The organism is Arthrobacter sp. KKT183 (assembly GCF_055657625.1).
The window spans coordinates 125697-146709 of sequence record NZ_CM145770.1 but is presented as its reverse complement, the minus strand read 5'-3'; the positions used below and the strand labels follow the sequence as shown (position 1 = coordinate 146709).

Sequence of the window (21013 nt, the reverse complement as noted above, 5' to 3'; positions counted from 1 at the left end):
ACTGGGACTAACAGAAGAATTCCTGAAGCGGGTCAAATCAAGGAGTGGTTGGCATGAGAATCGGTTCCTCCATTGTCCTCATTGCACTTGGTGCAATATTGGCCTTCGCAGTCTCAGATAATCTGGTGAACTTCATCGACCTCACCCTGGTGGGTTACATCCTGATGGGGGTCGGCGTTCTGGGGCTAATCATTTCGCTCCTTATGAATGCTCCCCGCAACCAGAAGCGGGTCAGCGAGTCGCGTACCGTCCAGGACCCCAACACCGGCGAGCGGATCACCCGAAACGAGACCCGCGACGGCGGGATCTGACCGAACCTGTCAGCGGGGCTGCCGAGCAGTCCGTACAAGAGAAGCCATCAGCGCCGTCGGCGCTGGTGGCTTCTTCCTTTTCGCGCCCTCTCCGAGGAACTGCCATAAGCAGATCTGCCTTTCCTTCCGTTTTCCATTGACACCCAAACAGAAACACAGATAGAGTCACTGAAACGGAAATGGTTGTGACGGCAGTCACGCAGCGAGGAGGAACGGTGTTCGCCGAGGAACGCTATAACAGGATCGCAGCGCTGGTTATGTCCGAGGGCCGGGTAACTGTGGCCCAGCTGGCATCACGGTTCAACATCACCAAGGAGACTGTCCGGCGCGATCTCGCACTGCTGGAGAAGGACGGGCTCCTGCGTCGGGTACACGGCGGTGCCGTTCCGGCCGCCAGCGCAAGCACCACTGAGCTCAGCCTCACAAGCCGTGAAGGCCGCAACCAGGCAGAGAAAGCACGCATCGCCAAAGCCGCGCTGACAATGGTTCCCACCGAAGGTTCGATTGTGTTGGACGGCGGAACCACCACAAGCAGCCTCGCTGCACTCCTTGCGCAGGAAGCTGGGAACCAGCTCCTCGTCATCACCCACTCCGTACCGGTCGCCTCCACCCTGATCGGCTCATCACTCCAACTGGAATTCATCGGTGGCCGGGTCCGCGGCCTGACCAGTGCCTGCGTCGGCAGCGGCACTGTTGCGCGCTACAGCGGCTTCCGCCCGGACGTCGTTTTCATCGGAACCAACGGAGTGCACCCGGAATTCGGGCTCAGCACTCCTGACCCGGAGGAGGCCTCTGTGAAGGCAGCAATCGTTAGATCCGCTCGCCGCGTCGTCGTACTGGCGGACGCGTCGAAATTGAACACAGAGACGCTCGTCAGCTTCGCCGAACTTGGCGACATAGACGCCCTGGTCACCGACGCCCAGCCGGACACCGGTTTCACCCGCGCCCTCGCCGAGGCGGACGTCGAGCTGGTCATCGCATGATCATCACGCTCACAGCCAATCCCAGCCTGGACCGCACTATTGAACTCGCCGCCCCCCTGGCCCGCGGTGCGGTGCAGCGTGCAACGGCCAACCGCCAGGAGTCGGGCGGCAAGGGAGTCAACGTCTGCCGGGCCCTGTCCGCCGGCGGCGCCGAGGCGCTGGCAATCCTTCCCGGCCACGAGGATGATCCGGTACTCACCGGTCTCCACTCCGCCGGTGTCCCCTACCGCAATCTGCCCATCGCGGCAGCACTTCGCAGCAATGTCACGCTGACGGAGCCGGATGGCACCACCACCAAAATCAACGAGCCCGGTCCGGCACTGAACCAGCGGGAAGCTGACGCCCTTATTGACCTGGTGGTGGAACTGTCCGACGACGCCCGCTGGCTGGTCCTTGCAGGGTCCCTTCCGCCGGGCCTTGCCCCGGATTATTACGCTGAAGTCGTTCGCGCGGTAAGGAACCGCCACGGCGACCGCGCTCCACTGATCGCTCTGGATGCGTCCGAAGCAGCGCTCATAGCGGCGATCGAGAACTACGCCGCTCCGGACCTCCTCAAGCCGAACGCCGAGGAACTCTCCCAGCTCACCGGCCTTGGAGTTGGAGACACCCTCGAGGACCAGCAGGACCTCGCGGTCGAAGCAGCTACCCGGCTGCTCGCCCGCGGCGTCCGTTCGGTCCTTGCAACCCTCGGTTCCAAGGGCGCTCTTTTGGTTACCGCCGACGGCGCGTGGCACGCACAGCATCCACCCATCACAGCAATCTCCACCGTCGGCGCCGGAGACTCCGCGCTTGCCGGCTACCTCCTGGCGCAAACCCGCGGCGCCAGTGCCCCCGACTGCCTGCGCCAGGCGGTGGCTCACGGCTCGGCCGCTGCATCCCTACCGGGTTCAACAGTGCCGGCCCTGCACCAAACCACACCGGACGCGGTTACGGTCCGGGTGCTCGCTTCAACCCATGCTTCCCCCAACCACCCATAACCTCCAAAGGAACTCCCATGTCCGCAATGATTACGCCCGAACTTGTCGTTCTCGACACGTCGCTGGGCACTGACCGCGCCGGCGTCATTCGCCGGCTCGCCGAACTGGTGGTGGCGCAGGGCCGCGCCGACCAGGTGGAAGGGCTTTTCGCCGATGCTCTGGCCCGCGAGGAAAAGACAGCCACCGGCATCCCCGGCGGCATCGCCATTCCGCACTGCCGGTCCACTGCCGTTCTTGAACCGACCCTGGCGATGGCACGCCTTGAGCCGAAGGTGGACTTCGGCGCCAAAGACGGCCCGGCAGACCTGGTGTTCTTCATAGCGGCTCCGGAAGGCGCCGACCAGCAACACCTCAAGCTGCTGTCGAAGCTCGCCCGCTCCCTGATCAAGAAGGACTTCACCGCCGCGTTGCGCTCCGCATCCACCGAGCAGGAGGTCGTGGCTCTGGTGGAGGAAGCCCTCGAAGCCGCTCCTGCCAGGAAGGAAGGCGGCGCTACTGCCGTGAAGCCTGAGTCCGCGGACCCGGGAACCACAACGCCGCCGGACGCAGCCCGGACCAAGCGACTGGTCGCCGTGACCGCATGCCCCACAGGTATTGCCCACACCTACATGGCAGCCGACTCACTCGTCGCCGCGGCCAAGGAGCGTGGCATTGACCTGCAGGTCGAGACGCAGGGTTCGTCCGCGTCCACTCCTCTTGACCCGTCAATAATTGCTGCGGCGGATGCCGTGATCTTCGCCGTCGACGTCGACGTCCGCGACAAGCACCGCTTCGCCGGCAAGCCGGTCATCAACGCACCGGTCAAGCGGGGCATCGACGAGCCCGGCGTGATGGTCGAGGAGGCGCTCGCGGCAGCCGACAACCCGAATGCCCGCCGCGTTGCCGACTCCTCCACGCCGGGAATGCACGACGACGAGTCCGCCAGCGAGAGTGTGGGAGGACAGCTCAAACGTGCGCTGCTCACCGGGGTCAGCTACATGATTCCGTTCGTCGCCGGCGGTGGCCTCCTCATTGCCCTGGGCTTCCTCCTCGGCGGGTATGACATCACCGGGTTCGCCGACGACATGGTGGTCAACAACAGCCTCTGGAACCTCCCTTCCGAGTTCCCCGAGACAGCCCAGGGCGCTCTCGGCGCATACCTCGGGGCGGTGTTCTTCAAGATCGGTTCCCTGTCGATGGGCTTCCTGGTCCCAGCCCTGGCGGGCTACATTGCCTACGCACTCGCTGACCGTCCCGGCATTGCCCCGGGCTTCGTTGCCGGTGCTGTTGCCGGCTTCATGGGCGCGGGTTTCCTGGGTGCGATTGTCGGCGGTCTCCTGGCCGGCTACGTCGCCATGAAGATCGGTAAGCTGGCAGTTCCCCGCTGGCTGCGCGGCCTGATGCCGGTAGTGATCATCCCGCTGGTGGCGTCGATTGTGGCCTCCGGCCTCATGATCCTTATCCTGGGTGGTCCGATTGCCGCCCTGACCGTCGCGCTCAACGATTGGTTGTCGGGTTTGACCGGCACCGGTGCGGTTCTGCTTGGCATCATCCTCGGGCTCATGATGGCAATTGACCTCGGCGGTCCCATCAACAAGGTTGCCTACGCCTTCGCAGTCGCCGGCCTCGGCGCTGGAGCCATCGACAACCAGGCTCCGTGGCAGATCATGGCGGCCGTCATGGCCGCCGGTATGGTCCCGCCGCTGGCAATGGCCTTGGCCACCGTGATCGACCGCCGCCGCTTCTCCCTCGCAGAGCGCGAGAACGGCAAGGCTGCATGGCTCCTCGGTTCAGCGTTCATCTCCGAAGGCGCTATCCCGTTCGCTGCAGCTGATCCGCTGCGCGTCATCCCCGCAGGCCTGCTGGGATCCGCGGTCACCGGCGCGATGATCATGGGTACCGGAGTCACCTCCCAGGCACCGCACGGCGGAATCTTTGTATTCTTCGCAATCGGTAATGTCGTTATGTTTGTTCTATCGATTCTCGTGGGCATGGTCATCTCGGCCCTTGCCGTGGTGGCCCTGAAGCGGTTCGCCGTGCGCAAGCCGGCCCCGGCCGCCGCCTCCGAGTCGGTTGCCGCATAGTCCCTGACTGAGGAGTTGGACCATTGAGCACCTTCACCGGCGTAGGGGTAAGCCCCGGCAGGATCGTTGGACCGGTGCGGCAGATGCCGCGCCCGGTAGCTGAACCGTCCGCCCGGGAGAAATGGTCCAACACCACGGTTGATGAGGAAACGGCCAGGCTGAAGGCTGCCGCGAAAAACGTGCAGGCCGAACTTCAGCAACGCGCCGACGCCGCAACCGGTGACTCGAGGGCGGTCCTTGAGGCAACTGCCATGATGGCCGCGGACCCCATGCTTCTGAAGTCCGCGAACGCCCTCATTGTTGCCGGAACCTCTGCCGAGCGCTCGGTGTGGGAAGCCGGCTCCCAGGTGGCGGACATGCTGAGGGGCCTCGGCGGTTATATGGCCGAGCGCACCCAGGACGTCCTGGACGTCCGCTCCCGGATTGTCGCCGAGTTGCGCGGGCTGCAGGCGCCCGGTATCCCGACAGCCGACCATCCGTTCGTCCTTGCGGCGGAGGACCTCGCCCCTGCGGATACCGCCACGCTCAACCCGGAGCTTGTGATCGCCCTGATCACCAGCTCCGGGGGTCCGCAGTCACACACGGCCATCCTGGCCCGCGCGCTGGGGCTGCCCGCCGTCGTCGCCGCCCGCGGCGTTGAGACTATCGACGACGGCACTGAGGTGTTTGTCGACGGCGCCGCCGGAACCGTGCTCTCCGGCCCGGGCGATGCAGAACGGACGGCAGCGGCCATCTGGGCGGAGCAGGCACGTTCGCTCGGTAGCTACAGCGGAACCTGCACGACGAAGGACGGGCACCGGATCCCGCTGCTCGCCAATGTGGGATCGGGTGCTGACGCCCGCAAGGCGGCCGATGCTGGAGCTGAAGGCGTAGGACTACTGCGCACCGAGTTCTGCTTCCTCAACCGCGATACCGAGCCGACGGTCGAGGAGCAATCCGCGGCATACCGTGAGGTGTTCGACGCGTTCCCTGCCTGCAAGGTAGTGATCCGCACTCTTGATGCCGGCGCAGACAAGCCCCTGCCCTTCCTTACCGATGCCTCCGAACCCAACCCCGCGCTCGGTGTTCGCGGCTACCGCACCGAGCTTTCGACGCCCGGTGTGCTGGACCGCCAGCTGAAGGCAATCAGCGAAGCAGCCGACGGCGCAACAACGGACGTCTGGGTCATGGCACCCATGATTTCCACAGCGGAGGAGGCCCAGCACTTCGCTGAATCCTGTGCGGCAGCGGGATTGAAGGTGCCCGGCGTCATGGTTGAGGTTCCGTCTGCAGCGCTGACCGCAGGAGCAATCCTGCAGCGCGTGAACTTCGCGTCGATCGGAACCAATGACCTGACGCAGTACGTCATGGCAGCGGACCGCCAACTCGGGCCGCTGGCCGCCCTGAACGACCCCTGGCAGCCGGCTGTCCTCCAGCTGATCCGGCAGACGGTGGCCGGTGCCGAGACGGCGCGTGGCGGTAAACGTTCCAGCGGGGAACCCAACGGTGACAACGGGAAGTCGGTCGGAGTGTGCGGTGAGGCGGCCGCAGATCCGGCCCTCGCCGTCGTGCTGGTGGGTCTGGGCGTCACGTCGCTGTCCATGAGTTCGCGCGCACTTGCCGCCGTGGCTGCCGTGATTGGTTCAGTGTCCCTCACCGACGCACAGGGACTGGCACAACAGGCCCTGGCTGCACCCACTGCGATCGAGGCACGCACAGCGGTACGTGCCGGTTTGCCGATCCTCACAACCCTGGGCCTGTAGGCTCGCACAACAGCAAACGGAAGGAAGATCATGATCGAACGCAAAGCAACCGTAGCCAGCCGGGTTGGGCTCCACGCCCGTCCTGCCGCCATCTTCGCCGAAGCGGCGGGGGAACAATCGGCTGACATCACTATCGCCCTGGAGGGAAGCCCGGCTGACGAGGCCATGGACGCATCAAGCATCCTGTCGCTGATGAGCCTGGGCGCCGAGCACGGTGACGTTGTTGTGCTCCGCTCCGAGGACGACGGCGCCGGGGACGCCCTGGACTCGCTGGTCCGTATCCTCGAAACCGATCACGACGCCTGACAGCAGGCTTTTCCGGCGGCGGCAGCCCGGCCTGGAAACGAAATAGGTGCGTCCACCCGTTCTAATGGACGCACCTATTGCTGTGTAACCCGTTGACCCCCCACGGACACCGGGAGTTACATAATCATAATTTTGACACACCAGGATGAAAACGTGAACAGAGTTCGCGATATTGGTCGAAATAATCCGGCGAAAAGACTAACCGTGGATCAGTCGCGCCGGTGTTCATTGGCCAGGAAATTGGCGGAGCGGTTGCGTACCGAACGCCGGCGGGACAGCCAGATCATGGTGAGGCCGCTGGTGACGAGGACAATCGCGCCGAACGGCAGAATGAGGTCCGCCGCCCCGGTCCTGACTCCGGTGAACTTGAGTGCAGTGTGGGCAAGCACCATAGCGAATCCGCCCGCCATGAAGGCCGCAGCGACTCGGTGAAGGCCCCGCGCGGAGGTGTCCCGCGCACTTGCGATCGCCGGGCCCAGCAGGCATGCGCCGACATACGCCGGGTAGATTCGGCCCAGGTGGGAGTACCAGTGCACGGTTGGTTGGTCTGCGTATTCCCGCAGCCCCGTCGAGGACTCCGGAAGGTCACTGAGTCCGAACAGAATCACCGTGGCCAAAACCGTGAGTCCCAGTACAGCAGCACCTAATGGTCCACTGATCAGCCTTAACGCGCTCTCGGAGCTGAACGCTGCCGCGCCTCGAAGCCCCAGGAGCAGCATGATGGCATACAGGCTGAACCGGATGAGCAGGTTCGCAATATTGGCCCCGCCGAGCAAGCCGTCAACAAAAAGATAAATCGGCGCCAGGCTGAGGCCCACCGCCACACACAGCAGAACCAGCACAGCGAAGATGCTCCGGCCTTTACCCCGCAGGGCATCCGGGAGGCGTGTAGCCGCGAAAATGACGCACAACGCGAGCGCAAGCCACTGGATAAATGATCCTGCGCTCATCCGAGGTTCTCCCATAAGGTCTGGTCACGAGTGTTGTCCTGCTCCTGTTTACGGAGCCGCTTACCCAATCCGTCAAGCCGGTCCCGTGCTATCAGGATGAGTTTCGAATCAGGCAGGGAACTCAGCACCTGCTCACGGCCGTCATCTGCCCAGCTGCCTTCCTGCGGTGTGAGCAGCCCGGTGACAACCAGGCCGTTTGCGAGCGAAACCCCGGAAACCCTGGCCACCTCAACGCACAACTGGGTACTCAGCCGGCCGGCGCTGAGTTGCGCCGAGAGGTTTTGCGGAGCAATGCCGGTGCGCGTGGTCAGCGCCTGGCGGAGTTCACCGCCGTCGACCGCATCGAACCACGAGCGCACTGAGTAGCGATGAGGCAGGGGCGCGAGCCGGAAACTCAGCGGACTGCCCACCCAGTCCGTTTCCTCACTGCGGCCAAGGATCAGCCGCAGCAGATCCATCGGGGAAACCTGGCTGAGATATTCCTCGCCGGTGGGCGGCAGGATTCCCTCCGCGAGGTCCCGGTAGCCGTCAAACACACTCAGCGCCTGAACCGGCGGAATCCCGTAGGCGCGGGCGATGTTGATGACGGTTTCTATTGAGACTTTTCCACGGACCAGCTGCTGCGCCAGTGTGGACCGCTTGATGTCCGCCTTCCGGCAGAGGTCGGAAACCGTTGCCTCAGGTGCTATCTGGGTACGCCACAGCTGGAAAGCTTTGGCTGTGACTGCCATCATCACCCTTCAGGAACATTTCGACTGGACTTCTGACCCCTACTGTGAAGTATAGTTGGAGAGCTGGCTCCCCATTCTGCGATTCCCCCATACGCAGAACGCGGAGCCAGTTTCACTTTAATCTCTCCAGTGGCGCCTCGAGGCGGGCTGTCGCCCTACCAGCGCACCTTCTTCTCCCGCTTTCCCTGACGGTTACTGGCGTGTACTGACTTGTTCCTGCGCCCAGTGCTGTGCGCGCTGTCCAGGTCCCCGAAGGCGGGGTTCTTCCGGGCCAACGCTTCCCGCGCACGCGGATCATCCACCAGTTTCTTTGCAGCATCTTCGGTCAGATGGACGTTGAGCGGCTGTTGATTGTCTTGCTGGGTCATGGCTCTCCTTCAGTGGCTCTGACCGGCTGGGCCACTCACCTACCGGCAATGACGACGACGGCGGCTCTTGCTGTCCGCCGGCGCTCCGCCGGTTCCGTAGGGGTCCTGTTGCGCTGATTGGCCGGTTCAGGGCGACCCTGATCCGGACTCATGCACGGGAGGAGTGGAAACAAACATGGAGACGAAGGCCTCAACACGGTCTTTTCGAATGGTTTCGTTGATGTTTGGACGAGTGCGCCAGGCACGCGACCGGCACAATTACTCGAAAATTATTGTTCCCATGCACTTCAACCTACACGAGCCCCCGGAGCCTTGGCCAGAGGTGTCCCGGATTTTGGCGCGCAGACAGCGGCTACTTACCCCGACGGAGCAGAACGAGTAGATTTCCAACAAAGGGTCAGGGAGGAACAATGGGCGAAAATACGCCGAACATCGACAATCGGTACAGTTCCATCTACCAGCGGGGCGGCGGATCATCGACCACCCAGGGTGATCGCTGGCCCGCACCGAAGGAACCACCGCAGCAGCGCCGGGCAGCATCCGAGGCGCACACCGCAACCTCACCCGAGCAGCCCGCCAACGTTGTTGAAGTGATGCCGGCAGGAGCGGTCTTGCCGGACCCCGGACCGGCGCACCCGCGGTTCAATCCGTTTGTTTTGGTGCTCTGGCTGCTCGGGGCGGCCATGCTTGCCCTGGGCTTGTGGGCGGTGTTTGCACCTCTACAGGTTGATCAGACCGCAGTCAGCGGCCCGTTCCCGCAATGGATCTTCATCATCAGCCAGTCGGCGGGCGGCATCATTGTCAGCGCCAGCATTCTGCTCACGGCGGCAGGGGCACTCAGCGCGGTCTTCTGGGACCGGCGGCGCCGCCTCACCTCCAATCAACAGGGGTGACCGGCCTGACCGCGGTTCGCGGCGGTTCCTGTTGAGTCGGTCTGGTCAGCGCTTCTTGACGTCAACATCGACGTACACCAACCGGTGGTCGCTCGTGGGGAAAGGGAAAACCCCCGTGAGCTCCGCGCCGGGAGCCCCTGCGCGCGGCCAGAAGATGCCGGCGCCGCGCACCTTGAGAGACTTCGACGGCAGCACATAATCCACCCGGAGGTTTCCCGCCTCAGCGTCCTCGAAGTCCGCCGTGTCCAAAGCCGGATTACCGCGGTGCTCAGGATTCACCCGCCCCTGCAGGACTGACGCTTCAGCCGCGCCTTCCGCTGCCGGCTCCGGATCCTGGAGTTCCTTCAGCTCGAGCAACGAACTGATCGAGCCAGGGCGGGAATCGCCATCAGCCGGGTCGCTGTTGAGGTCTCCCAGCACAACGAAGTCGTCACGTCGGTCCAGTCCGCCGCGTTCGCCGTCGTCGTCGTAGATGTAGCGCGCGTTGCCGCCGCCGCGGATATAGTCCACCCAAAAGCGGATCTCGTCGCTGTTCCGTCTGCCGTTGCGGTCTTCCTCAGAGTCGAAGACCGGGGGCGTGGGGTGACTGGCGAGAACATGGACTGTCGAATCACCGATGGTCACCGGAACGTCCCAGTGCGATTTGCTGGACAGGCGGAGAGCCGCCAGTTCCTCCTCGGTGAACCAGTCCGCCGCGCCGGCGGTAGCCGGGTCATCGGGCAGGAGCGCACCCGGCATGTCCGCCCAGAGGAAATTCTGGAAGGTGCGGACATTCCTGGTGTCGATGGGGTACCTGGAGTAGAGAACCATTCCGTACTGGCCCTCGAACTGGCCGAACCCGAACGCATCGTCCGGGCCACCCACGGTCCCGTCATTGTTCAGGTCCATCCCGCTGGGAACACCGGTGTTGGATGGGGCGGTGTAGACGTAGGGGTAGCTGACGGGGGGTTTACCGTTCTGGCTCACCTCGAGGTAGTTGGTCCGGAAGAGTTCGGCCGCCGCGTGGTCTGCGTCGTAATCGAATTCGTTGAGCAGCACCACATCAGGGTTGTTGATCTGAATCACTTCGGCGATGCGCCGCGCCTGCTCATCATGGCCGGTCGACAGGTCCTCGACGAGCTCACCCTCGGCGGACCGGTTCAGGCTTGCGTTGTAGGTGGCGAAGCGCACTTCCTGCTTGCCCTGGCCCTGCGCAGCACCGTTCGGTTTGTGAGCAGCTGTTGCCGTTGACGGCACCGCCAAGCCGGCAGCGGCGACCGCGAGCGCGACGAGAATAGCGGCCGTTCTGCGGCGCGGTGCTCGTGCTGAATCCATGGACTTCCCCTCCGGTCCCCCAGTGACCGGTCCAGCCTAACTGTCCCGGCTGGGAGGGGTCGAACGGGCTCCTGCGGCACGCTCGGCCTTCTCGAAGGCAGTCTCCAGCTCGCTGACCGCGGATTCATAAGCAGGTGCAGCTCCGTCGTCGTCAGTATCTTCCTGCTCGCGCAGCACCGCCGCGGTCCGCATCGCGCGGACCAACCCGGCAGTCTCGGGACGCTTGACGTCCGTCATGTCCGGATAGTCGATGGCGACGGCGGGATCCAGTTCATAGCTCACCCACCGCTGCAACACGGATTCATGGCGTGCCCGCAACGCTGACCGCGCCTCTTCCACGGATTGACGACGACGGCGCACAGCCCGCTCCTGCTCCCCGCGCCAGACCCAGCCGCCCGCCAACCCCATCCCGAGCATGCCTGCCAGCCCGGTCACGGCAGCTGTCTCGGGGATGAGCACCATGGCTCCCAGAATGGCGCTGAGGCACGCGAACCCGCCGGTGAAGCCGTACCAGAAGACGCCATCGCGGTCCTTGTCCGTCAGCAGCCCGCGCGAGACGGCGAAAGCGGTCAGCGCAATGAGCGCTCCGATGACGGCGACGGCTAGCGCCGTCTGAACGGGTAACGCCAATAGGCCGGGCATCGGAGTTCCTCCCGGCACTTTCCCGTGCCGCTCGATGGAAAGGATCTGCACTTCCAGTACAGGCTTCCTGTGCCCGGGAGTCAATGCTTGTTGCCTGAAAGCAACCTTGGAAAGCGGATCGGCCTTCCACGAAAAAGCGCGCCCTCACCGATACCTCGGCGGGGGCGCGCTCCTCGTACTCGCGGGTGGGCCCTGTGGGACTCGAACCCACGACCCACGGATTAAAAGTCCGATGCTCTACCAACTGAGCTAAAGGCCCACGTCACCCGGGCACGCCCGAACAACGTGTCTACTTTATCGCACCCGATCGGGCGATAAGGCAACCTGGGCCGATATGCCCTGTGCCGTGGGAGCGAACCCGCGGGTTTGGTTGGCGCCTAGCCCCCCAATAGGCGCAGGAGTATTCTCGACCCATGGACGGCGAATATGTAGACAACAGCCCTCGGCACCACAAACCCAAGCCGTTTGCGCCCGCAGATTTTGAGGTTTTCGCCGGCGGTGCAGACCCCTCGCGGGTTTCCGAAGCCGCCCACCTTGCCGCGCACGCACTGGTTCACCACGGCCGCGAGACCGATGACCCCGTGGTGACGCAGCGCCTGGTGCAACTGGCTGACCAGCAGGGGCTGGAAGCCATTGCCGAGTTGTGGGCGGAAAGTCCTGCTCGTTCCCTGCCCGGCGCACTCTGGCGCCTCTACGCGCTCCGTGCCGCTACCCAGCAGAACCCGGAAAAAATCGCCGCCTTCTTCAAAGCCGGCAAGGAGGTGGCCCAGGTTTCGAAGGTTGTCGCGGGAGTCGCCGAGCCCCCCGGCGCGGACGAGGTCCAGCACATGGCGGACACCATTCTTTCCGGCGCGTTCGACGGCGAATTCGACGTAGCGCTTGAGCGCTTTGCCGCTTTCTGCCGGGTAGTGGCGCTCGGCCAAACCAACCACGCGGACGACGTCGATACCTCCAACGGCGCCCACGCCACCAAACTCACGCGCAGTTCACACCAGCTGGTCAAGACTGCGGAGGACCTGGAGCACGCTGCCGCTTCCTGGCGCCGCGGCGAGCTGGACTAGCAGCACCGTGCACTCCCGGCCACTGGCCCTGTCCTGGCGCGCGAACCCGGTCTAGGATCGCCGTATGGAAGCGAATGCTGCGGGAGTCGAAGTTTTGACCGACAGTGAATGCTGGAACTGCCTGAGGGCAGTTTCAGTGGGGCGGCTCGCCGTCGCTCTCGAAGACGGCCCTGACATTTTTCCGGTCAACTACACCACCGATCACGGAACGCTCGTATTCCGGACAGGAACCGGAACCAAGCTTGCAGCGGTGCAGGCTGATGCCCGCGTTGCGCTGGAAGCGGACGGGGTGGACTCCGAAGCGGGTGTCGCCTGGAGCGTCGTCATCCGGGGTGGGGCGGAACTGGTGAAACTCCCCGACGACGTCCTTGAGACATTCTCGCTTCCCCTCTTTCCGTGGCAGGGAGGCAGGAAAGACCAGTTTGTCCGGATCATTCCGGAGACAGTTTCAGGACGGCGATTCCCCGTAGTTGAGCCGAAGACCTGGTGGACTCCGGAGTCCAGCGCAACCCATTCGGCGCCGGAGTAGACAGTGCTCGTTGACATGCACGCGGGTCAGTAGCAGACTGAAACTGGTGTCGGACCGTGGAACCCCCGGGCTTCAACATTTAGCCGCTTCGAGCGGCCTTCCGCCGAGAGGCGCTCCCGGTTCGGCGCCACTTTTGTGCCCTCAGGGGGCCGGCCGCACAGCGCCGGCCACCTGAGTGAGGCGCAGGTAGTCTTAGGTGGCAACCGTCCGTGCGACCGTAGGTGATCCTTGTGAAGCTCCGCCTCTTTCCCCAGGAAAACGCAGGACTTGAACTGCTCTCCAGCATGGCCCAGCAACTGGTCCTCGGAGTCCGCAGCATGTCCGGCATCCTTGGTGCCGCACCCCAGGACTATGATCAGCTGGCCGAAGAGCTGCACCAGTATGAAGGCACCTCGACGGACCTGCACTTTGCCCTGCTGACCTCGATGCGCACGAGCTTCATCAACCCGCTCCCCCGTGAAGACCTCTACTCCATGTCGCGTCTGTTGAGCGAAGCCATGGAGAAGCTCGACGGCGCTGCGGAGCTCATCGCCCTCTACAAGCTGACCAAACTCAGCCGCCGCGCAACCGAGCAGCTCGAGGTGATCACCCGGCAGGCGGAACTGACCGCCGAGGCGATGCGGCAGCTCAATTCCCTCGATGACCTCGAGGACTACTGGATCGAGATCCTGCGACTGGCCAAGCGTGCCGAACGCACGCACCGGATCTGGTGCTCGGAGCTGCTCGCTGACCACAAGCCGCTGGTCTACGCGCGGCACCGTGACGTCGCCAACCAGCTCGTCGACGTCACAAAGGACATCCGCAAGGTGGCAACCCACGTCGGAGCGATCCTCGTCAAGGAATCGTAGGTGGAGGTCTTCCTCCTCGGCACCGTAGTGCTCCTCGCTGGCGGATTCGCCTTCATCAACGGGTTCCACGACGTCTCCAACTCCATTGCCACGTCGGTCCGTACCCGCGCACTGACTCCAACTGTGGCAGTCCTGCTCGCTGCGCTGTTCAACCTCGTCGGTGCCCTCATGAGCGCCAGCGTGGCGACTCTCTTCACCGGGAACAGCATCAGCCTTCCCACCGGGCAGAGCGGTCTGGGCATTCTGCTCGCCGCCCTGCTGGCAGCGTGCGCCTGGGGTATCTTCACCTGGTACCGAGGCAAGCCGTCGTCGTCCACGCATGCATTAATCGGCGGACTGATAGGGGCCGGCGGGGCGGCGGCAGTGCTCGGCGGGGAGTCCATTGCCGCGTCCGGCCGCGTATTCCTCCTGGAGATCGGACTGCCGCTGCTGCTGTCGCCGCTGATTGCCTACCTGCTCGCCTACGTGGTTGTCTTCCCTGCCACGTGGCTGCTGCGTCACAATTCCCCGCGCAAGGTCAACAACGGGAACCGGATGGCCCAGGCCGTCCTGACCGCCGCATTCGCCTTGGGCCACGGGCTGCAGGACGGTCAGCGCACCATGGCCGTGATCGTCCTGGCGCTGGTGGGAGCCGGCCTCTACTCCGGGAGCGATATTCCGCTCTGGGTCCAAGTCTTTGCCGCCGTGCTGCTGGCGGGCGGATCACTGCTTGGAGGCTGGCGCATTACACACACCCTTTCCAACCGGCTGGTACGCATTGACCCGCTCCGCGGGATGGCGGCCCAGGGGGTCAGCGCCGTCATGCTTTTTGTCGGCGCACTGTCGCTGAACATGCCGCTCTCCAGCACGCATACCATGACCTCGGCAATTGTGGGCGCCGGCGCCAACCAGCGCTACGCCACGGTTCGGGGACGCGTGGTGCGCTCGGTATTGCTGGTCTGGATTACGACGGCGCCCGCCACCGCGCTGCTCGCCGCCATCCTTTTCCTGGCGATGAGCCCGCTGCTCTAGATTGCAGGCTGAGGCAGGTCCTTATCCGAAGCGGCCGGAGACGTAGTCCTCGGTTGCCTTCTCCGAGGGCATGTTGAAGATGTTGGTGGTCTCGCCGTATTCGATCAGCTTTCCCGGCTTGCCGGTGCCCGCGATGTTGAAGAACGCCGTTTTGTCCGAAACGCGGGCTGCCTGCTGCATGTTGTGGGTAACGATGACCACGGTGTACTCGCTCTTGAGCTCGTTGATGAGGTCCTCGATAGCGAGGGTTGAGATGGGGTCCAGCGCCGAGCAGGGCTCATCCATGAGGATGACCTCGGGGGAAACCGCGATGGCCCGCGCAATGCACAGGCGCTGCTGCTGGCCGCCGGACAGGCCGGATCCGGGACGGCCGAGGCGGTCCTTCACCTCATTCCAGAGGTTGGCGCCGCGCAGCGACTTCTCCACCAGTGCGTCCGCGTCTGACTTCGAGATCCGCTTGTTGTTCAGCTTGACGCCGGCCAGCACGTTGTCGCGGATGGACATCGTGGGGAACGGGTTGGGCCGCTGGAAGACCATTCCGATCTGGCTGCGGACCGTCACGGGGTCCACCGCGGAGTCATACAGGTTGTCACCGTCCAGCAGCACTTCCCCCTCAACCCGCGCACCGGGAATGACCTCGTGCATGCGGTTCAGGGTGCGCAGGAAGGTGGACTTCCCGCAGCCCGACGGGCCGATGAAGGCCGTGACGGAACGTGCGTCGATGCTGATGTTCACGTCTTCCACAGCGAGGAACTTGCTGTAGTAGACGTTGAGGTCCTTGACGTCGATTCGCTTGGACAATGGAGATCCTTCTGGGTTGTGCCGGCGGGTCAGCGGCTGGTCTTGGGAGCGAAGAGGCGGGCGATGAGGCGCGCCGCGAGGTTCAGGAGCATGACCATGATGATCAGCACCAGCGCGGCCGCCCAGGCACGCTGCGTGCTGGGGTCTGTGGCCGTCGGTGAGGTGGGCGTGAGGATCTGGTAGTAGATAAAAGTGGGCAGGGTGCTCATCCAGTCACCGAAGACGTTCCAGTTGATGGAGCTTGCAAAGCCTGCCGTGACCAGAATCGGAGCGGTTTCGCCAATCACCCGGGCGATGGCCAGGGTGACACCGGAGGCGATACCTGAGATCGCCGTCGGAATAACCACACGCGTGATGGTGCGCCACTTGCGAACGCCCAGCGCGTAGGCCGCTTCACGGAGTTCATTCGGGACAATTTTGAGCATTTCCTCCGTGGAGCGCACAACAACCGGGATCATCAGCACAGACAGCGCGACGGCGGCAACAAAGCCGGTGCGCGTGCCCGGCCCGAATAGCTGGCCGAACAGTGCAGCGGCGAAGAGACCGGCCACGATGGACGGGATACCCGTCATTACGTCAACGAAGAACGTGATGGCTCGGGCAAGCTTTCCGCCCGTGGAGTATTCCACGAGGTAGACGGCGGAGAGGAGCCCGATCGGCACGGAGATGAGCGTTGCCCACAGGGTGATCTGCAGGGTGCCGACAATGGCGTGGTACGCACCTCCCAGTACCGGTGTTCCCTCTGCGACAACCTGGTTGTCAATGGCTCCGGTGACGCCGTTCATGGACGTGAACAGGAAGTTGTAGGTCAGCCCCGGGAGGCCGCGCTCCAGAACGGTCCAGATAACCGAGAGCAGCGGAAGGAGTGCGACGAGGAATGACCCGTAGATCAGGAACATGGCGAACCGGTTGCGGGCCTTGCGTGAGCCTTCGACGACGCCCGTGACAGCTGTCCCCGCACCGATAAAGATGAGCGCACTGAAGAGGGCGAAGGGAACCAGGCTGAAACCGACCAGCGCGGCCAGTGCTGCCCCAACGACGATCGACGCTGCCAGGACCACCCATAGCGTGTAGGGGGGCATCCTGCCCTTGGTCAGCTGGGAGCGTCGCGGAGTCAAGGTGGCGTTGGCCATTAGTTAGCCCCTGAAAATTCTTTGTGACGGCTGATGATCCACCGCGCCACGATGTTGACGGCAAGCGTAATGACGAAGAGGACCAGGCCGGCGGCGATGAGTTCGGCCAACCGGAGCCCGTAGGCTTCGGGGAAGTTCAGTGCGATCTCGGCCGCGATGGTCTGGTTGCCGGACTGAATGAGGCTGGCTGTCAAGGCACCGCCGGAGAGCACCAGCGCCACGGCCATGGTCTCACCCAACGCGCGGCCGAGGCCGAGCATCGCCGCGCTGATGATGCCCGGGCGGGCAAAGGGCAGGACCGCCATGGTGATCATCTCCCAGCGGGTGGCTCCCATGGCGAGCGCCGCTTCTTCGTGAAGCTTCGGCGTCTGGAGGAAGATTTCCCGGCTGAGCGAGGTGATGATCGGAAGGACCATGACAGCGAGCACAATACCGGCGGTCAGCATGGTGCGTCCCGTCTGGCTGGCGGGGCCTTCGAAAATCGGAATCCAACCGAGGTTGCGCGCCAGCCAGTCATAGGCGATGGCCAATTGCGGAGCGAGGACGGCGTATCCCCATGCGCCGTAGACCACCGAAGGTATGGCCGCGAGCAGGTCGATCACATAGCCGAGCCCCTGCGCGAACCGGCGGGGCGCGTAGTGCGAGATGAACAGCGCAACGCCGATGCCGAGCGGTGTGGCAATCAGCAGCGCGATGGCCGCGGCAATCACGGTTCCGATGACGATCGGGAAGATGTAGGTGAAAAAGCCGTCCCCGCCGGTAATTTCCGATGGCTCGGCGCCGAAAACCGGCAGAGCCTCAATGATCAGGAAGACTGCGACGCTAAAGAGCGCTGCCAGGATCAGGCAGCCTGCGGCCAGGCTCGCGCCGGAGAAAATCTTGTCTCCGGATTGACCTGCACCGCCTGCTCGTTTCAGTGCATTCGTGGACACGGGGGGACCTTTCGGCGCTGCGCGGGGACGTCTGGAACAGTGCTCACGCAACTGTCCCGCTCTTACAAGGTACCTGCAACCCTGCCGGGACGCAGACAGCCAACAGCCCCGCCAGGGCCTTCTGGGCCTGGCAGGGCGTCATTGACCTGTTAGGAGGCAACCTGAATGGAATCAATCGCTTCCATTGCCTGCTCGCGCAGGGCCTCGGAGATGGGCGCGTTGCCCGCAGAGGATTCAGCTGTGGCCTGGCCCTCTTCGCTCACTGCGTAGCTCGCGAAAGCCTTGACCAGGTCCACCGTCTCCTGATCCTGGTACGCGCTGCAGTAGATGTGGTACGAGACAAGCACGATCGGGTAGGCACCGGACTCGGTGGTGTCGCGCTTCAGTTCCAGCGACATGTCAACCTCGCTGCGTCCTTCGACCGGTTCTGCAACTTCCACTGCGCGGGAGGCTGCTTCGGCGCTGAGCGGCACGTATTCCTCGCCAACCTTGACGAGGGCCTGTCCCAGGTCTCCGACGGCGGAGGCATCGGTGTAGGTGATGGCGCCTTCCGTGGAGGAGGTGGTGGAGACGACACCGTTGGTGCCCTGGGCGTTCTCAGCGACGATTTCGGCAGGCCAGTCGCCGGAAACCTCGTAAGTCCATACGTCCGGTGCCGCGGCAGCCAGGTACTCGACGAAGTTCTCGGTGGTACCTGAATCATCTGCGCGGTGAACAACGGTGATCGGCAGGTCCGGCAGTTCAACGCCCTCGTTCTGTGAAGCGATCACCTCGTCATTCCAGTTGGTGATCTCACCGGCGAAGATTGACGCGATCGTGTTCGCGTCAAGGTTCAGTTCCTGGATTCCGGGGAGATTGAACGCCACGGCGATGGGAGAGACGTAGGCGGGGATGTTGATGGCGCCATCGGGGCCGCAGATTTCCTTGGACGCCTCGTATTCCTCGTCATCCAGGTACGCATCCGAGCCGGCGAACTGCACGCCTTCGGCAAGGAATGCCTCGCGGCCTGCACCGGAGCCGTCCGGGGAGTACTGAATGGTTGCTTCGGGGTTCAGCTCCTCGAAGCCGGTCTTCCAGGCGGTCATCGCCGCGTTCTGGGAGGATGCACCCGCACCGGTCAGGGTTCCGGAAACCGTGCTTTCGGGAGCCGCGCTTGCATCACCCTCAGTACCGGCGTTGACGGCGGCGTCGGAACCGCACGCCGTGAGGGCCAGGGCGGCCACAGAAATAACTGCCGCTGCGCGGCCAAAGCGAAGAGCCTTCACGTGAATATTGCCCCTTCCAGGGTTTGAACAGTCGGTGCTCAGATGACACCCGCGTTGTCTGTACGAGATTCGGTACTCACCACACGCTAGGCACCGCAGGTAACGAGATTGACGGGTCAAAATGAACGGAAGATGAACGCCGGTGGGACATTAGCCGTGATCCGGTTGCAAACCCTTGTGCTTTGGACGGAATGAGTTATTGAGCTGTCACCTTCGTCCTAGTGCCCAGCCGTTAGCGTTAGAGGTATGACCACGGACAGCAGCGTTGACGGCGGATACGCGAAGCACGAGGATGCCACGGCTGTGCGTCCGGGTCACCCGTTGCGGTGGCGCCGCCTGCTCATAGGGCTCGGCCTGGTGCACGCCCTGGTTGTCGGATTCAGCCTGATCTCTCCGCTGCTGACAGGTCAGGCAAGAGGTGAAACTCTCTTCAGCGTGTACTTCGACGTCAACTATGAGGGCAACTTTCCTACCTGGTGGTCCGTGGTGCAGCTGGCCGCAGCAACAACAACCCTCCTGTTCGCCGCCGTCCTCGCCAGACATCAGAGAATCAAGGGGGCCACCGCCTGGTGGATTCTGGCCGGCATGGTGTTCCTCCTGTGCCTCGACGAGGGAACCTGGCTGCATGAACGCCTCGACACCCTTGCCGGGCAGTTTGTGGACGTCGCGGACTTCACGTTCGTCTGGCTGGTGTTCGGCATACCCATCGCCGTTGTCGTGCTCGTACTGGCGACCGTCAGCGCCCGGCACCTGCCGGAAGCATCAACCCGGCTGATCGTGCTGGGAATAGTGACCCTGTTGTTTGCAGCCGTCGGGCTCGAGTTAGTGGCGGGGGAAGTCATTCGCCTCGGTGCTCCGACCGCAGTGCTGGCGGTGGTCTACCACCTCGAGGAATTCCTGGAACTGGTGGCGGGGGCGCTCTTGCTTGCAGCGCCGCTCGCGGCCGTCCGGACGCGGACTATGGGCAGGTCCACCACCTTTACCCTGATGGACCGCTCCCGGCGGTAGGGTCAGGCGTATGACCCGGCGCTCGCGACTGGACCGCGCACGTTCCTTTCTGCGCAACCGATCCCGCGTAGGCCTGCGCCGCAGCCGCTCATCCTTGCTTCCGGCCATCCAGATCACCGTCGGCGCTGTTGGGGCGTATGCGTTTGCAGAGCAGGTACTCGGCCACGATGGGCCCCTTTTTGCTGCCACCTCTTCGCTCATCGCACTAGGGTTTTCGCGGGATCCGCGGCTGCGTCGGGTGCTGGAAGTCGGTTTCGGATGCACACTCGGTATCGCTGTGGGCGATGTGCTCCTGGCGTTGCTGGGCACAGGACTCTGGCAGGCCGCCGTCGTTCTTTTTGTGTCCGTCCTGCTGGCGCGTTTCCTGGACAGCGGGACCATTTTCACCACCCAACTGGCACTGCAGTCCCTCCTGGTTGTGCTCCTGCCGGCCCCGGAAGGAGGACCGTTCACGCGAAGTGTGGACGCCGTCGTCGGCGGTGCTTTCGCACTGCTGATCACCATGGCGATGCCGCGTGATCCGCGCCGCGAGCCCAAAGGCGATGTCCGCAAGCTGCTCGGGGAGCTCTCCGCGGTGCTGCGTGAGAACGCCCGTGCGCTGTCCGCCAGCGATCCCACGCAGGCGTGGCACGCGCTGATCCGGGCACGGAACTGCCAGCCCCTGATGGACGGGCTCTCGACTTCCATGCGCGCGGCGACGGAGGTTGCGCGCCTTTCACCGGCGTACCGGAGGCACCGGGGCGAGCTGGGCGAGCTGCACGGCTCGATCAGCTATATCGATCTCGCGATCCGAAATAGCCGGGTGTTCTCCCGGCGGCTGACCTCGGTGATCAATCACGCGGCGCTCTCGGACGAAGCCGTGCAGTCGCTGGCGCAGGTGATCGAGGAAACTGCCGATGCCGTGGATGTCCTCGCGCTTGCCCTGCACTCCTCCTCCACAGCGGAGCGCGATCAACACCTACGCAGGGCGCGGGAGGATCTTGCCGCGGTGGCCACCGTCCTGCACCCCGCCCGCCTCAATGTGAAGCGGCTCGAGGGTGAGGGGCTGGTGGTTCTGTACCGGCCGCTCATCGTCGACCTCCTCGAAGCCACCGGCCTCTCCCATGAGGACGCCGCCGGGTACCTGCCCAAACTGTGAGTAGCAA

The 21013-nt window shown here is 64.0% G+C and carries 22 protein-coding genes and 1 tRNA gene; 13 read left to right on the top strand and 10 right to left on the bottom strand.

Features of this window, described 5'->3' with window-relative positions:
• Nucleotides 1-53: 53 nt before the first annotated feature.
• From ACZ2GY_RS00755 to ACZ2GY_RS00730, 6 genes are all read left to right on the top strand, one after another.
• The gene (locus tag ACZ2GY_RS00755) at nt 54-311 is read left to right on the top strand and encodes a DUF6458 family protein (protein WP_471672682.1); all 258 of its coding nucleotides are present in this window, start codon (nt 54-56) and stop codon (nt 309-311) included.
• Between the two features lie 215 nt (nt 312-526).
• The gene (locus ACZ2GY_RS00750; protein ID WP_277358802.1) at nt 527-1294 is read left to right on the top strand and encodes a DeoR/GlpR family DNA-binding transcription regulator; all 768 of its coding nucleotides are present in this window, start codon (nt 527-529) and stop codon (nt 1292-1294) included.
• On the top strand, nt 1291-2271 hold the full coding sequence (locus ACZ2GY_RS00745; RefSeq protein WP_471672681.1) for a 1-phosphofructokinase family hexose kinase: 981 nt from the start codon (nt 1291-1293) through the stop codon (nt 2269-2271). Before ACZ2GY_RS00750 ends, ACZ2GY_RS00745 begins: the two co-directional genes overlap by 4 nt.
• 17 nt (nt 2272-2288) lie before the next feature.
• Entirely contained in the window at nt 2289-4334 is a 2046-nt protein-coding gene (locus tag ACZ2GY_RS00740; RefSeq protein WP_471672680.1) for a PTS fructose transporter subunit IIABC, read from the top strand.
• Nucleotides 4335-4357: 23 nt separating this feature from the next.
• Nucleotides 4358-6076, top strand: coding sequence for a phosphoenolpyruvate--protein phosphotransferase (gene ptsP, locus ACZ2GY_RS00735; protein ID WP_471672679.1), 1719 nt, complete (start codon nt 4358-4360; stop codon nt 6074-6076).
• A 30-nt stretch (nt 6077-6106) separates the two neighbouring features.
• Nucleotides 6107-6382 carry an HPr family phosphocarrier protein gene (locus ACZ2GY_RS00730; protein ID WP_056545823.1) on the top strand — a complete coding sequence of 92 codons (276 nt, stop codon included), beginning with the start codon at nt 6107-6109 and terminating at the stop codon, nt 6380-6382.
• 209 nt (nt 6383-6591) lie between these two features.
• On the opposite strand, the gene ACZ2GY_RS00725 is transcribed toward ACZ2GY_RS00730, so the two are convergent.
• From ACZ2GY_RS00725 to ACZ2GY_RS00715, 3 genes are all read right to left on the bottom strand, one after another.
• Nucleotides 6592-7332: a hypothetical protein gene (locus ACZ2GY_RS00725; RefSeq protein ID WP_346027832.1), complete on the bottom strand. Its 741-nt coding sequence runs from the start codon at nt 7330-7332 to the stop codon at nt 6592-6594.
• Complete coding sequence (locus tag ACZ2GY_RS00720) at nt 7329-8066, bottom strand: hypothetical protein (RefSeq protein ID WP_471672678.1); 738 nt, start codon at nt 8064-8066, stop codon at nt 7329-7331. The genes ACZ2GY_RS00725 and ACZ2GY_RS00720 overlap by 4 nt, the downstream gene beginning before the upstream one ends.
• Before the next feature lie 152 nt (nt 8067-8218).
• Nucleotides 8219-8431: a hypothetical protein gene (locus tag ACZ2GY_RS00715; RefSeq protein ID WP_056545819.1), complete on the bottom strand. Its 213-nt coding sequence runs from the start codon at nt 8429-8431 to the stop codon at nt 8219-8221.
• A 410-nt stretch (nt 8432-8841) separates the two neighbouring features.
• On the opposite strand from ACZ2GY_RS00715, the gene ACZ2GY_RS00710 reads away from it, so the two are divergent.
• Nucleotides 8842-9324, top strand: a complete 483-nt coding sequence (locus ACZ2GY_RS00710) for a hypothetical protein (protein WP_471672677.1) — start codon at nt 8842-8844, stop codon at nt 9322-9324.
• A gap of 45 nt (nt 9325-9369) precedes the next feature.
• On the opposite strand, the gene ACZ2GY_RS00705 is transcribed toward ACZ2GY_RS00710, so the two are convergent.
• From ACZ2GY_RS00705 to ACZ2GY_RS00695, 3 genes are all read right to left on the bottom strand, one after another.
• Nucleotides 9370-10638, bottom strand: a complete 1269-nt coding sequence (locus tag ACZ2GY_RS00705; protein WP_471672676.1) for an endonuclease/exonuclease/phosphatase family protein — start codon at nt 10636-10638, stop codon at nt 9370-9372.
• Between the two features lie 36 nt (nt 10639-10674).
• Nucleotides 10675-11331 (bottom strand): hypothetical protein, encoded by a 657-nt coding sequence (locus ACZ2GY_RS00700; RefSeq protein ID WP_471672675.1) that lies wholly within the window; start codon nt 11329-11331, stop codon nt 10675-10677.
• A 135-nt stretch (nt 11332-11466) separates the two neighbouring features.
• Nucleotides 11467-11539, bottom strand: a tRNA-Lys gene (locus tag ACZ2GY_RS00695).
• Nucleotides 11540-11693: 154 nt separating this feature from the next.
• Here ACZ2GY_RS00695 and ACZ2GY_RS00690 point away from each other — a divergent pair.
• The 4 genes from ACZ2GY_RS00690 (at nt 11694) to ACZ2GY_RS00675 (ending at nt 14729) form a co-directional block, all read left to right on the top strand.
• Nucleotides 11694-12341: a hypothetical protein gene (locus ACZ2GY_RS00690; RefSeq protein ID WP_277358790.1), complete on the top strand. Its 648-nt coding sequence runs from the start codon at nt 11694-11696 to the stop codon at nt 12339-12341.
• Between the two features lie 64 nt (nt 12342-12405).
• Nucleotides 12406-12870 (top strand): pyridoxamine 5'-phosphate oxidase family protein, encoded by a 465-nt coding sequence (locus ACZ2GY_RS00685; protein ID WP_277358791.1) that lies wholly within the window; start codon nt 12406-12408, stop codon nt 12868-12870.
• Between the two features lie 230 nt (nt 12871-13100).
• Nucleotides 13101-13718, top strand: coding sequence for a DUF47 domain-containing protein (locus ACZ2GY_RS00680; RefSeq protein ID WP_204533535.1), 618 nt, complete (start codon nt 13101-13103; stop codon nt 13716-13718).
• On the top strand, nt 13719-14729 hold the full coding sequence (locus ACZ2GY_RS00675; protein WP_277358792.1) for an inorganic phosphate transporter: 1011 nt from the start codon (nt 13719-13721) through the stop codon (nt 14727-14729).
• 21 nt (nt 14730-14750) lie between these two features.
• On the opposite strand, the gene pstB is transcribed toward ACZ2GY_RS00675, so the two are convergent.
• The 4 genes from pstB to pstS form a co-directional block, all read right to left on the bottom strand.
• On the bottom strand, nt 14751-15530 hold the full coding sequence (gene pstB, locus ACZ2GY_RS00670) for a phosphate ABC transporter ATP-binding protein PstB (RefSeq protein WP_056545807.1): 780 nt from the start codon (nt 15528-15530) through the stop codon (nt 14751-14753).
• A gap of 29 nt (nt 15531-15559) precedes the next feature.
• Nucleotides 15560-16663, bottom strand: a complete 1104-nt coding sequence (gene pstA, locus ACZ2GY_RS00665; RefSeq protein WP_471672673.1) for a phosphate ABC transporter permease PstA — start codon at nt 16661-16663, stop codon at nt 15560-15562.
• A complete protein-coding gene (pstC, locus tag ACZ2GY_RS00660; protein ID WP_277358794.1) occupies nt 16663-17595 on the bottom strand; it encodes a phosphate ABC transporter permease subunit PstC in 933 nt (310 codons plus the stop codon). The genes pstA and pstC overlap by 1 nt, the downstream gene beginning before the upstream one ends.
• A gap of 149 nt (nt 17596-17744) precedes the next feature.
• Nucleotides 17745-18860, bottom strand: a complete 1116-nt coding sequence (gene pstS / locus ACZ2GY_RS00655; protein WP_471672672.1) for a phosphate ABC transporter substrate-binding protein PstS — start codon at nt 18858-18860, stop codon at nt 17745-17747.
• Nucleotides 18861-19106: 246 nt separating this feature from the next.
• Here pstS and ACZ2GY_RS00650 point away from each other — a divergent pair, with 246 nt between their 5' ends.
• Together ACZ2GY_RS00650 and ACZ2GY_RS00645 are read left to right on the top strand one after the other, a co-directional pair.
• Nucleotides 19107-19868 (top strand): hypothetical protein, encoded by a 762-nt coding sequence (locus ACZ2GY_RS00650; protein WP_346027829.1) that lies wholly within the window; start codon nt 19107-19109, stop codon nt 19866-19868.
• Between the two features lie 10 nt (nt 19869-19878).
• Entirely contained in the window at nt 19879-21006 is a 1128-nt protein-coding gene (locus ACZ2GY_RS00645; RefSeq protein ID WP_277358797.1) for an FUSC family protein, read from the top strand.
• Nucleotides 21007-21013 lie beyond the last annotated feature (7 nt).